12 protein-coding genes are annotated in these 12198 nt (G+C 40.0%); all 12 read right to left on the reverse strand.

Going from position 1 to position 12198, the window contains the following annotated elements:
* On the reverse strand, window positions 1-223 hold a 223-nt coding region (locus QYT14_RS14770), incomplete at its 3' end, for an NVEALA domain-containing protein (RefSeq protein ID WP_289307595.1).
* 347 nt (window positions 224-570) lie between these two features.
* Window positions 571-1506: a 6-bladed beta-propeller gene (locus tag QYT14_RS14775; RefSeq protein ID WP_289307529.1), complete on the reverse strand. Its 936-nt coding sequence runs from the start codon at window positions 1504-1506 to the stop codon at window positions 571-573.
* Window positions 1507-1592: 86 nt separating this feature from the next.
* On the reverse strand, window positions 1593-1868 hold the full coding sequence (locus tag QYT14_RS14780; protein WP_117913096.1) for an NVEALA domain-containing protein: 276 nt from the start codon (window positions 1866-1868) through the stop codon (window positions 1593-1595).
* A 522-nt stretch (window positions 1869-2390) separates the two neighbouring features.
* Window positions 2391-3353: a BF3164 family lipoprotein gene (locus QYT14_RS14785; protein ID WP_289757687.1), complete on the reverse strand. Its 963-nt coding sequence runs from the start codon at window positions 3351-3353 to the stop codon at window positions 2391-2393.
* A gap of 99 nt (window positions 3354-3452) precedes the next feature.
* The gene (locus tag QYT14_RS14790) at window positions 3453-3704 is read right to left on the reverse strand and encodes an NVEALA domain-containing protein (protein WP_289307274.1); all 252 of its coding nucleotides are present in this window, start codon (window positions 3702-3704) and stop codon (window positions 3453-3455) included.
* A gap of 188 nt (window positions 3705-3892) precedes the next feature.
* Window positions 3893-4756, reverse strand: coding sequence for a DUF1573 domain-containing protein (locus tag QYT14_RS14795; RefSeq protein ID WP_289307597.1), 864 nt, complete (start codon window positions 4754-4756; stop codon window positions 3893-3895).
* Window positions 4757-4759: 3 nt separating this feature from the next.
* Entirely contained in the window at window positions 4760-5011 is a 252-nt protein-coding gene (locus tag QYT14_RS14800; protein ID WP_288325225.1) for an NVEALA domain-containing protein, read from the reverse strand.
* 102 nt (window positions 5012-5113) lie between these two features.
* Window positions 5114-6133, reverse strand: a complete 1020-nt coding sequence (locus QYT14_RS14805; protein WP_288325226.1) for a hypothetical protein — start codon at window positions 6131-6133, stop codon at window positions 5114-5116.
* A 1018-nt stretch (window positions 6134-7151) separates the two neighbouring features.
* Entirely contained in the window at window positions 7152-8189 is a 1038-nt protein-coding gene (locus QYT14_RS14810) for a BF3164 family lipoprotein (protein WP_022507892.1), read from the reverse strand.
* A gap of 152 nt (window positions 8190-8341) precedes the next feature.
* A complete protein-coding gene (gene folD / locus QYT14_RS14815) occupies window positions 8342-9223 on the reverse strand; it encodes a bifunctional methylenetetrahydrofolate dehydrogenase/methenyltetrahydrofolate cyclohydrolase FolD (RefSeq protein ID WP_288325228.1) in 882 nt (293 codons plus the stop codon).
* 112 nt (window positions 9224-9335) lie between these two features.
* Window positions 9336-10658 (reverse strand): signal recognition particle protein, encoded by a 1323-nt coding sequence (gene ffh, locus QYT14_RS14820; protein ID WP_022507890.1) that lies wholly within the window; start codon window positions 10656-10658, stop codon window positions 9336-9338.
* A 105-nt stretch (window positions 10659-10763) separates the two neighbouring features.
* The gene (locus QYT14_RS14825; protein WP_237039632.1) at window positions 10764-12086 is read right to left on the reverse strand and encodes an MATE family efflux transporter; all 1323 of its coding nucleotides are present in this window, start codon (window positions 12084-12086) and stop codon (window positions 10764-10766) included.
* Window positions 12087-12198 lie beyond the last annotated feature (112 nt).

A 12198-nucleotide genomic window follows, 5' to 3' on the forward strand; every position in this document is an offset into this window, starting at 1 on the left:
TATCACCAGAACCATTGGCAACGCAGACATGATAAACACATCCTTCTGAATCATATACACGGCTCCATCGGCACGAACCTCCATCTTCTCCATCAGCCAATGCTTCCACATTAGCCAAAGCCAAATCAGACATCACATCCGATTTTTGAGAGTTATACACATTAAATCCTACTATCAAAGCAAATGCAGCAACCAGTGTTGCTTTCAAAATATTCTTTTTCATCTCTTTTTGTTTTTTCGATGATTTATTAATCTTGTTTTCATCTTTTATCGGAAAGAACTCCACCGCAGAAAAAGCAAATACATGACTTGCAGATTCTGATTATTTCCATTAAGTTTGCATCGGACTAATCCTCCTTTCTTTAAGAAGAAACCCAAGGGAAGGAAGGGTTTCTCTAAATTAAACTCTATTTATTTGGCATTCCCTGCTATCATTAACCGAAGCGGGGATGTCTTTGTATTGCAATACAACATCTTATTTAAGCGACGAGTAGCCTTTATATAAGTTTCTGGCTTCTTTGCCTTGAAATAATACCAAGCGAAGAAACGGTGGCTGACGCAATGACATATCTAATTCTTAAGATGTAATATCTGTAATATCGGATTGTCATCCGTATTCTCTTTCCTGTATCCAAAGACAAATCGGTTGTGATTGCAGGACGAAGTCATATAGGTATATTTAACTCTGTCAATATCATTCACCAAACGTTTCCCTATTTGAAAATCTCCATTTTGTTTATTGTATAAAAACACTCTTAAACCTGATTCCGCACGCCAATATGTTGCGTACAACCAATGGGAACTTTCTATATAATTTGTCCGAATGAAATCGGGCAAATGTTGGGTGGAAACATCTTCTGTATAGGATTGTGTAGGAAGTGGATAGATTTTAAAAGGTATTTGTTGTCTTAATGCTCCTTTCTTATCATAACTGTAAACTATATTATCAAAAGGAGGTGCCATGAAAGTTATCTCGTTGTCATAACCCATTAATTCCCAATTAAAATTGCATGGCAAATTGTAGGTTCGTTTTATTAATTGCGTCGACTTATGATTCTGCGAAGAATAAGAATAGACTCCTCCAATGCTGTCCGGGGCTCCCAACATTGATAATAGATATCCATCAGCGGTCTTCTTGAAATCTGAGGGATATATATCAAGTACTGTTTTATCAATGAATTTATCATCAGGGGAATATCGCAGGATGGATTTATTCCAGCCGTCCAATAATAACAGTTCCCTGTTGTCGGCATCATATTCAAACTGTATCAGGTTTATATATTCTCCGGGACCGTTACCCTGATGATGAAGTGAGCGTATGAATTTCCCTTTTGTACTATATATCCAGACGGACTGTTGTGGGGTGTCTAAAATGAAGATGTATTGATTGGTCAGGATAGCATCCGTTATCTCCCTTATTAAACAATCATCTTTTGTTTCCAATGGTATATAACTCAAGGAGTCAACAAATGAGGAATAATACAGGGTATCACTATCTGTTGCCATCAAATCTATCTTGATTGAAGTAGTATCCTTTTGTTCTACACAACTTGTGCACAACAAAAGGAACATAAATATACATCTATACATAATTAGCGGCAGTTTCCCCATGTTAATTTGTTATTGCAAGTATCATAAGGATGCGTCAGTTCGCAACGCTTGCCCGTAAGATTCCCATCTGAATCTTTACAATCTCTTAGGCCATATCCATAAGAGGTGTTCACATCAATTTCACCGCTAGCCAATGCTTCCACATTAGCTAAGGCCAAATCAGACATCACATCCGATTTCTGAGAGTTATACACATTAAATCCTGCTATCAGAGCAAATGCAGCAACAACTGTTGCTTTCAAAATATTCTTTTTCATCTCTTTTCTATGTTTCGATGATTCATTAATCTTGTTTTCATCTTTTATCGGAAAGAACTCCACCGCAGAAAAAGCAAATACATGACTTGCAGATTCTGATTATTTCCATTAAGTTTGCATCGGACTAATCCTCCTTTCTTTAAGGAGAAACCCAAGGGGTGGAAGGAAGCGTGTTCCTGCGAAGAAAATAGCTTTCTTACCATCCCTCTTTTGTTTCTCTAAATTAAACTCCATTTATTTGGCATTCCCTGCTATCATTAACCGAAGCGGAGATGCCTTTGTATTGCAATACAACATCTTATTTAAGCGACGAGTAGCCCTTTATATAAATTTCTGGCTTCTTTGCCTTGAAATAATACCAAGCGAAGAAACGGTGGCCGACGCAATGACATATTATGTACAGGCTTATGCCACCGTATGTGTAGCTCAGAATATTCTTCGTTATAGCTATTCTAACCTTTCAAATTTATTATTATTTATATTGTCCCTCTTCCGGAAAAAACTTGTTGATTGGCAAGTATGCTATTTGACATCATCAAAAGTTTCCTTCCAATAATATAGAATCGTATGCCCTTCATCATTGGCTGCCGTATATAAAATACGATTATTTCTAACATCAATTGCAAAAGAATTAGTATGATGAGCCAATTGATATGTTTTCACATAATTCAACTCCCAGTCCAACACTATGATACGCGAAGGTTCCCCATCTGCGTTATCCCAGTCTTTTTCCCTGACGCGCTGCATCAACACGTAAACATATTGATCCGTAGCGTGTGTTTCCATACAGCAAAGTTGGCTTTCTCCGTTTATGGACTGCCCTTCCAATATAGGGAAGATAGGATTCCTGCCTATCATCACCTCTTTCAACATCTCCTTTTTCTCTACATCATATAAATATAGTTTATTATAGAAACGCATACCCGATACAACTCGATGCAATCGAGTATTTACAGCAATCCTATTGGAATTCATTACCGTAAAATCGCCTTCGGAAGGCAATAGAGAGGAGGGGAAAGAAATCCAGTTGCAAACATTCAGGATACTGTCATAAACAAAGAACAAACCTTCGCCACTGTCTATATTGCCGTAATACAGATGATTGTTCTCCACTAATACAGATGCACCTATCAAGGCAGAGGGCATGGAAGAAGATACAATGGCTTTCTCTTCGTGCGCCAATAAACGCTTTATATTAATATTCTTGAATGAAGCCAAATTCACATCGTACACAGAAACATGCTCAGATACAGAATCCGTCTGATTCATAAAAAAAGGAAATAGAAAATCTTCCGGTCCATTTCCCGAAAAACCAAATTTCTCTTTAAACAAGAAGGAATCAGCATCATATATATAAAAGAAAGGTTCTGCCTTCCGGTTTATCACTACCAGAAATGAATCAGACACTATTAATTTATCTGCATATAGTACTTCTGACAGGTCTGCATTTTCCACTTGAGGATATGTTATTTTATCCTCTGTCATAATGGTAATTTCCCTATTCACGCAGGAATCCAAGAGTATAAGTAATACTACACAAATACAATATTTGATATTTTCTACCTTCGTTCGCATCCAATCCATTTAATAACAGGTTGATTTACTACTTGTCCCTATGTATCCCCAAGTACATGTGCTACATTTGCACAAAAAAGAAGAACCGCTGCCGGAATAACAAGTTATATGATTTCCACCCCCTTCTTCACTAGCCAATGCTTCCACATTAGCCAAAGCCAACTCAGACATCACATCCGATTTCTGAGAGTTATACACATTAAATCCTGCTACCAGAGCAAACGCAGCAACAACTGTTGCTTTTAAAATATTCTTTTTCATCTCTTTTCTATGTTTCGATTATTAATAAAAGTTGTTTTCATCTTTTATCGGAAAGAACTCCACCGCAGAAAAAGCAAATACATGACTTGCAGATTCTGATTATTTCCATTAAGTTTGCATCGGACTAATCCTCCTTTCTTTAAGGAGAAACCCAAGGGAAGGAAGGGTTTCTCTAAATTAAACTTTATTTATTTGGCATTCCCTGCTATCATTAGCCGAAGCGGAGATGCCTTTGTATTGCAATACACGGTTATCATCTTATTAAAATGACCTTTTTCTTCTGCCTCATACGTCACTGTCAGTTCCAATGACGCGCCGGAACGGACAGGTTCCTTGCTGTAACTCACCTTGGTGCAACCGCAAGATGTAGTGACATCCTGAATGACCAGCAGATTGTTGCCCTCATTGGTCAATACAAATTTGTATTCCTGCCTTTCCGATTGTGGAAAAGTCCCGAAATCCATATTGGCCGTATTGACGGAAACGTCTGTCATGGCAACTGCCGAAGAAGGCATTTCGCCATTGGTCAATCTCTGCAGATAGAGCTCTTTCACCTTTGGATTGTGAACCGGGTTGCCTATCGCTATCACTTTGTTTTCCCGGTTTAATAAAAAAGATTGAAATGTCATTTCACCGGGAAAACGGTTTAATGCATTAAAATCATCCTTTTCATCGAGACAAACTGGATAAGTGAAGGCATCCCTCCGAGTAATGTAACGCAACTCTTTTACATCCTTGGGGTGGAAATAGAACACAAAGGGCACTTTCCCCTGAACCAATGAATCTACTTCGTGCATGAATTCTTTCCAACGAGGCAATTGCAATTTACAACTGGTGCAACCTACAGAGTCTACATAAGTAACTATCTTATATTCGGCATCTGCGAAAGAAAAATCAATCGTATCTTTCCCTTGAATGGTGAAAACAGAATGGGGAGGAAAGGAAATCTCTTTCCCATCCCATTCTTTAACCAAACGAGCGATTTTCTCTTTCTCTGATTCCTTGCATCCGGTTAAGAAAGAGAGAAGCAGGAATATAAAATAGTATTTCATATCTTAGTCAAGGCTATATGCTTTGATTACTGTATTTACTTTTTCACCACTGATTGGGCAGTCTATATTACCTCTTCCATAACAGTAATAATCAGCTTTATCCAAGTTATTATCTTCACCGGAAGCAAGTGCTTCAATGTTGTTCAACAGCAATAATTCGTGAGCGGATTGCTCTTTCGTCATACTTTTAATGTACATTGCAGATAAAGCTATCAATGCAACCGCCAATGTTTTTGAAACCTTTTTCATATTCATTTGTTTTTCTGTTTTATATAGTAGTTTTATGTGTCGCAAAGCTAAGTGTTTCTTTTCATACGAGCAAGAAAAACTACCTTTCAATACCTTTTAAGTAAATATTTACACCCTTACATCTTTTGAAAGGTATGGGTAAGTTAGTTGGAAATATCCATCTTTTAAGCTGTTTATCGCTATTTCTGTGTCTATTTCTTTTAATATTTTGCGAAGGCGACTGTTTAATGTGTACAATTTGTCCAGATTGATTTCATTATCGCCCCAAATGACTTTTGTCAAGTCCACTCCATTCATGCGGTGGTCTTCGGCTTCTGCCAATAGTTTCAGTAACAAATTGGGATGGGGAGGCAGTTTTGTCACCACTTTGCCATCTCGGTATATGATGCTTGCATCGGGGGCGTAAGCTACATTGTCCGATAGTCGTATATTGGGGGGAGACAACCAAAAGTTGTCCTCCGATTTTTCAGAAGTTATTTCTGTTTTCTGTTTAGTCTGTAAGAATGAAACGATTATTCCCCCAATGCATCCCCCTATTATTCCCCAAAAGATATAAAGAAGAAGATTGTAATTCAGAATGCTGAAGAAGGTCAGGTCTATGGCTGGCTGCAATTTCATTTCGTTTTTAGCTCCGGCATAGAATGTGGGGAGCGAAGTATAATGCTTACCGGCAAGAGAGTCACGGTTTTGTGCCCTGTATGGGCGAGTGGAAATAGTTATATCAATAAAAGTCTTTATGTGATTGATTCCTTTGGCTTGCAGTTCTTTTTGCCACAACTGGTTTAATGTATCCGGGTGGGCGTATTGGCGGTTAAGGATAGCAATGGTATGCAGTATTTGGGCATGCAAGTCTTTATCTATGTTTTTGCTGCTATTCACACTGTCCAGTTGATATGTTTTTTCCCCATCCTCATGTGTGATTTCTATGTGTTTGTATTGGGTAGAAGGGGAGGAATGGTGCATTGTCAAATCGGAAACTATTATTCTATTATTCAAGTCTTCATGCACTGCCTTTATCAAGGTTTCTTCTGCTACATTGAGCATTTCTTTGCGTTCGGCACAATAAGAAATATAAAACCATATCGCTGATATGATTGCAATAACGGAATATATAATATATCTCTTCATGGTTCTTTATATTTAGTTCATAGTAAACTTCGTCACAAAAGTAAATATTATTTCTTGTATTCTTTTGTTGGGGAAGAAATTATTGTTAGACGTTGTTTAAAAATTAATCGAAATATTTATTAAGCATGATTTTACAGCAAGCCAATTGCACCATAGCCACCGCTGTATCTACATGGAACTCGTAGTCAATTGTAAGCCTTCTGAATTTTTCAGGCCATGCAAAACTTCTTTTCACAATCCAGTGTTTGGATAAATGTCATTTCACCGGGAAAACGGTTTAATGCATTAAAATCATCCTTTTCATCGAGACAAACCGGATAAGTGAAGGCATCCCTCCGGGTAATGTAACGCAACTCTTTTACGTCCTTCTTATTAAAACGATACCCAGAAAAAGTCCCATAAGCAATTATTTTCCCTTGTGATATCCATCATCCGTCCCTCTTTCCAGAGCTGTTTAAAAATGGCTGAAACATTTTTATTATAAAGTTTCCGTATCAGCCAGATAATTTCTTCCTCTCTCCCTTCATTAGCCGTTGAAACACCCTGTTGATGGGGTTCCGGCAGTGAATGGACACCTCATCATCACCCTTTCAGCACCCTTTCATTCGTAAAAAAGGGAATCGCCGGAGACAGATTTGAAAGGGCTTGACAAGCACGGCTGAAACGAAGATGAGAGGATATTCTGTCATTCTTAACAGGCTGATAGTCTGCATATTTTGATTAAAATGTAAGGATGAACGGAAAAAAGGAATAACCGGATTGGTGAGGGTGGGATACAATCTGCCCTCTATAAAAAGATGCCGAGCTTTTTGAAAAAGATGCCGAGCTTTTTAAAAAACCTCCTGGTCTTTTTTGAAAACCTCAAGGTCTTTTTACAACATTCAGGATGGCATATTTTCAGATGTACGTATGCACAAGCCTACACGTACGTATGCATAAGCCTACACGTATATACGCATCGGGCTACACGGACGTACGCATAAGACCACACGTATATATGTCATTGTGGCAGGCTCCGTCAAAATACATACTTCACTATCTGATTATCCGTATTTACATCCGTTGCCAACAAGCAATGATTTGCCTCATCCACATAGATGCCTGTAACCGGACGGTCTAACGTGTATTCCTTACGCAGCTTTCCGTCAAAATCAAACACCCGAAGCTGTTTTGCCCCCTGCTTATATTCTTTCTCCTTCACAATATCGCTAAACTTACGTCCATCATAAATGGCATAAATATAATGTCCGGTCACTTGAATATCATAATAACACATCCGACCGGCAGGAATACCATATCCTTCTGAAGTGACATGAAACTCAGGTTCACCATCTTCTCCCTTATAGTTGATATGACGGCCGTTCTCTATATTATAAATATCAAGCACATCTCCCAATTGAGTTACTGTCACCAAAAGTTTCTTATCCGGACTAAACGAAATAAAGCTACGCCAGCCTTGTGCTACAGCAGGTGCACTTTCTTGCAACCGCTTCTCGTCAGTTATTGGTATGCAGTGGGACTTATGCAACAAGTTCCCCGCCATGTCTGCCCAACTAAAGCGATTTTCTCCCGAATAGTCAGGAATAACAAAAGAATCCGTATCCGATAAATCAAAGTCTAAAGGACGCATAAATGCCTTGTCCAACGAAATGTTTTCCTCCAGTTTCGGTTCTTGTCCCGGTGCAATGCCGCCATATCGAGACAAACGATTTTTTGAGCCATCCAACACCCATGCTGTATTATCTCCTCCCCAACGAATATTTTCAGCCGAAATCATCTCCTCAGGGCCCTCACCCCGTTTACCGAAAGAAGAAATATACTTAAAGCTTGGATATGTGAAAACATGATAATAATAATCCACATTATGAAGGTCAAAGACTACCGCTTTATCTCCTTGCACCCTAATTCGGTATGCATAACGAAAAAGAGCTGTATCAATGGGAACCTCTTCTCCCTTTAATTGAACATTCTGAACATCCTCATTAGCCTGTTTCTTTTGTCCACCACATGAAGTTATTAATACGAAAGCGAACAATAATACAATTACATTCTTCATTTCTTTATTTTTTTAATTTTATCATCCCCTGTACAATATCAAAGACAACGACTTTGGGCTGTTGCATCCGGAAACACGAAGGTGTATCAAAATGAAAACAAGCCATCATCCTGACACACCCTCAGCATTTCGGTGCATTAAAGCAATATCCTTTACTTATAAATAGCTTTTTTACCGGCTAACAATGTGTTTTTCATTAACGAAACGATGGTCATCGGCCCTACCCCTCCCGGCACGGGAGTAATATAAGAACATTTCGGAGCCACTTCGTCAAACTTCACATCTCCTGTGAGTTTGAAGCCCGACTTCTTACTTGCATCCGGCACACGAGTAGTGCCCACATCAATTATTACAGCTCCCTCTTTCACCATGTCGGCTTTTACAAAATTAGGCTGACCGAGAGCAGCAATGATAATATCCGCTTCCTGACATTCTTTAACCAAATCCTTGCTACGGCTATGACAAACCGTTACTGTAGCATCACCCGGATAAGATTTCTGCATCATCAACATAGCCATCGGCTTGCCTACGATATTGCTGCGTCCCAGCACTACACACTTTTTACCTTGTGTTTCAATATTATAGCGTTTCAGCAGCTCGAGGATTCCGTTCGGAGTAGCCGATACATAGCAAAGAAGTCCGATTGACATACGTCCCACATTGATGGGATGAAAACCGTCCACGTCTTTACGATAGTCGATGGTCTCAATCACCTTTTGTTCCGATATGTGCTTGGGCAATGGAAGTTGAACGATAAAACCGTCTACATCGGCATCTTCATTCAGTTCTCTGACTTTAGCCAACAACTCTTCTTCCGTTACATCAGCCTCATAGCGAATGAGACTCGATTTAAAACCGCATACTTCGCAAGCCTTTACCTTGGCTGCCACGTATGTTTCACTTCCTCCGTCATGGCCGACGAGGATAGCTGCCAAGTGAGGACGCTTGCCTCCTTTGGCTACAATTTCGGCAACTTCAGCAGCTATTTCCTGCTTTACTTGTTCCGAAATGGCTTTTCCGTCAATTAATTGCATATTCTCTTTGTTAAATGATTCTTTCCAACAAATGTAGTATAAATCAGTCAGTCGACATAATAAAAAAAGGAGAAAGTTTTGCACTTCCTCCTTTCCTTATATACATAAGGTATTACTTCTTCATTTTAGGCATCATCTTACCCATCTTACTGCTTGTGACCATCTTCATCATCTTGCGCGTCTGGTCGAACTGTTTCAGCAGACGGTTTACTTCCTGAATAGTGGTACCACTACCCTTGGCAATACGTGTACGACGTGTTCCGTTCAGAACTTCGGGATGCGTACGCTCTTCGGGAGTCATGGAATAGATAATGGCCTCGATACTCTTGAAAGCATTGTCATCGATATCGATATCCTTGATTGCCTTGCCCACACCCGGAATCATAGAAGCCAGTTCTTTCAAGTTACCCATCTTCTTTATCTGATGAATCTGAGCCAGGAAGTCGTTGAAGTCGAACTGGTTCTTCTGAATCTTCTTCTGAAGACGCTTGGCTTCTTCTTCATCGTATTGCTCCTGTGCGCGTTCTACCAACGATACGATATCACCCATACCGAGGATACGGTCTGCCATACGTGCAGGGTGGAACTGATCAATGGCATCCAGCTTTTCACCTGTACCGACAAACTTAATCGGCTTGTTTACTACCGTACGAATAGAAAGGGCGGCACCACCACGGGTATCACCATCCAACTTAGTGAGCACCACACCATTGAAATCAAGACGCTCATTGAACTCGCGAGCCGTATTTACTGCATCCTGACCGGTCATTGAATCAACAACAAATAATGTTTCATCAGGATTGATAGCTTTCTTAATCGCTTCAATTTCGTTCATCATCTGTTCGTCGATAGCCAAACGTCCGGCTGTATCGACAATCACCAGGTCATAGCCTTTTGCCTTTGCCTCATGAATAGCGTTCAGTGCAATCTGCACCGGATCTTTGCTGTCCGGTTCACTATACACAGGGACTTCGATTTGTTCTCCTAAAACAGTTAACTGATCGACAGCAGCAGGACGATAAACGTCACAAGCCACCAACAACGGTTTACGGTTCTTCTTGGCTTTAAGCATACGTGCCAACTTACCGGAGAAAGTTGTCTTACCCGAACCTTGCAAACCCGACATCAAGATGATTGCAGGACGACCGTTCAATTCCAGTTCGGCAGTTTCGCCACCCATCAATGCAGTCAGCTCATCATGCACAATCTTTACCATCAACTGGCTCGGTTTGACAGCTGTCAACACATTCTGCCCCAACGCCTTCTCTTTTACCGTATCTGTAAAGTTCTTGGCTACCTTATAGTTAACATCGGCATCAAGCAACGCTTTACGCACATCTTTCAGGGTCTCTGCGACATTGATTTCGGTGATTTTTCCTTCACCTTTCAGGATTTTAAAAGACCGTTCCAGTCTCTCACTTAAATTATCGAACATATATCTTTAATTATAAATTACGAATTATGAATTATAAGTTACTGAACTTTAATCACTAACCTTAAACAGCTTTTGAGGTGCAAAAATACAAAAAAGTTAATTATCTCATATCTTTTTGTTCTGCCATTTTGCTTTTTTCAAGTAAATAACGCTGCAAATCAATAATAAAGCATAGTAAATTACCTCGGTGGAGAAACAGACAGATACGGGAGCTTTCACAATATACCCTATCCAAAAGATATAGGAGGTGTAAATAACAAGAGTCGCTGTCTCCAATATCAAAGCAGCCTGTGTGTTGCCTGTACCCGAAATTCCATTGAAATAAATATTGGCAACCGAAGCAATCAGCATAGCACCTCCTATGACATAAAGAGAAGGTACAGACTCTACCAACAATGCTTCTTCATTGGTATAAACAGAAAGCATTGCCTGCGGAAACACGACCAAAACAGCAACGCATACCACCATAATGATGAAAGACATACGGGCTATGCGCCCCATCAGTTGCATGACGTGGCTCACCCCTCCGGCACCAATCAGATTACTCACCAGCGAATTGGTAGTAGTGGACAAAGACTGGACGGGTATCAGCATCACCACATAAATGCTTCTCACTATATTTGCAATGGCCAGTTGGCGCTGCCCCAATCTCTCTACGGCAACAAAGAAAACAAACCAAGTTGCCATTGCCAGAAAATATTGTACCATCGTAAAACAAGAGATGCTCAAAATACGTCCCAGTAACGTGAAATCAATGCGCGGCCAATGATTCAGCCCATATTTCCGGAAGTCGATTCTTGCCCAAGTATATAAAAGGAAAAAGACCAAAGAAGAAGCCTCTGCAATAACCGAAGCAATGGCAGCCCCTTTCAGCCCTAAAGCAGGTAAACCGAAATGACCGAAAATCAGAGCATAATCCAGCACGACATTTACCATAGCCATAACAATGGCATTCAAAGTCAGTACCTTCGTGCGCGTGATACCTATATAAAGAGCACGGAACATGACATTGACAAATGCAAAAAAGAAACCGAATATACGCCAGTTCAGGAACTCTTTGGTAGCATCGAATATGGCATCCGAAGAGATGAGCAACCGTATCAGTGAAGGAGCTGCCGCATGGGTCAGCCCGAAAAGAACGACTGCCAATATCAACAAGAAAGCACAACCCTGCATCATAACAGGTCCTACATCTCTGAATCTGCCTTCTCCGTTACGGCGGGCTATCATAATCTGCGAACCTGTACTAAAGCCAAAGGCTATCGTAAAGACGCAAATGTAAAACAATCCACCCATGGCCGAAGCACCGAGTTCCACTTCACCCACTCTTCCCAAGAAGGCGGTATCTGTCACATTAATAATGTTTTGTGCCAATAACCCGAGGAATATCGGATAACTGACGTTCCATATTTCTTTGTTCGTATACATACTTACTTTTTGAGTGCTTAAAAGGGTTACAAAGGTAGGAATATTTATTCTGTTTTACATTATTCCATGACTTAATAACTGTTATACCATATTATTGCAAACTTCAATAGTT

Source organism: uncultured Phocaeicola sp. (assembly GCF_948499155.1).
GTDB lineage: Bacteria > Bacteroidota > Bacteroidia > Bacteroidales > Bacteroidaceae > Phocaeicola > Phocaeicola faecalis.

What these genes read in the sequence shown, in the direction of transcription:
- QYT14_RS14785 (WP_289757687.1), bottom strand. Translation starts at nt 3,353, where the DNA reads ATGACAGAGGATAAAATAACATATCCTCAAGTGGAAAATGCAGACCTG.
- QYT14_RS14795 (WP_289307597.1), bottom strand. Translation starts at nt 4,756, where the DNA reads ATGAAATACTATTTTATATTCCTGCTTCTCTCTTTCTTAACCGGATGC.
- QYT14_RS14825 (WP_237039632.1), bottom strand. Translation starts at nt 12,086, where the DNA reads ATGTATACGAACAAAGAAATATGGAACGTCAGTTATCCGATATTCCTC.
- ffh (WP_022507890.1), bottom strand. Translation starts at nt 10,658, where the DNA reads ATGTTCGATAATTTAAGTGAGAGACTGGAACGGTCTTTTAAAATCCTG.
- QYT14_RS14775 (WP_289307529.1), bottom strand. Translation starts at nt 1,506, where the DNA reads ATGGCAACAGATAGTGATACCCTGTATTATTCCTCATTTGTTGACTCC.
- QYT14_RS14790 (WP_289307274.1), bottom strand. Translation starts at nt 3,704, where the DNA reads ATGAAAAAGAATATTTTAAAAGCAACAGTTGTTGCTGCGTTTGCTCTG.
- QYT14_RS14805 (WP_288325226.1), bottom strand. Translation starts at nt 6,133, where the DNA reads ATGAAGAGATATATTATATATTCCGTTATTGCAATCATATCAGCGATA.
- folD (WP_288325228.1), bottom strand. Translation starts at nt 9,223, where the DNA reads ATGCAATTAATTGACGGAAAAGCCATTTCGGAACAAGTAAAGCAGGAA.
- QYT14_RS14780 (WP_117913096.1), bottom strand. Translation starts at nt 1,868, where the DNA reads ATGAAAAAGAATATTTTGAAAGCAACAGTTGTTGCTGCATTTGCTCTG.
- QYT14_RS14800 (WP_288325225.1), bottom strand. Translation starts at nt 5,011, where the DNA reads ATGAATATGAAAAAGGTTTCAAAAACATTGGCGGTTGCATTGATAGCT.
- QYT14_RS14810 (WP_022507892.1), bottom strand. Translation starts at nt 8,189, where the DNA reads ATGAAGAATGTAATTGTATTATTGTTCGCTTTCGTATTAATAACTTCA.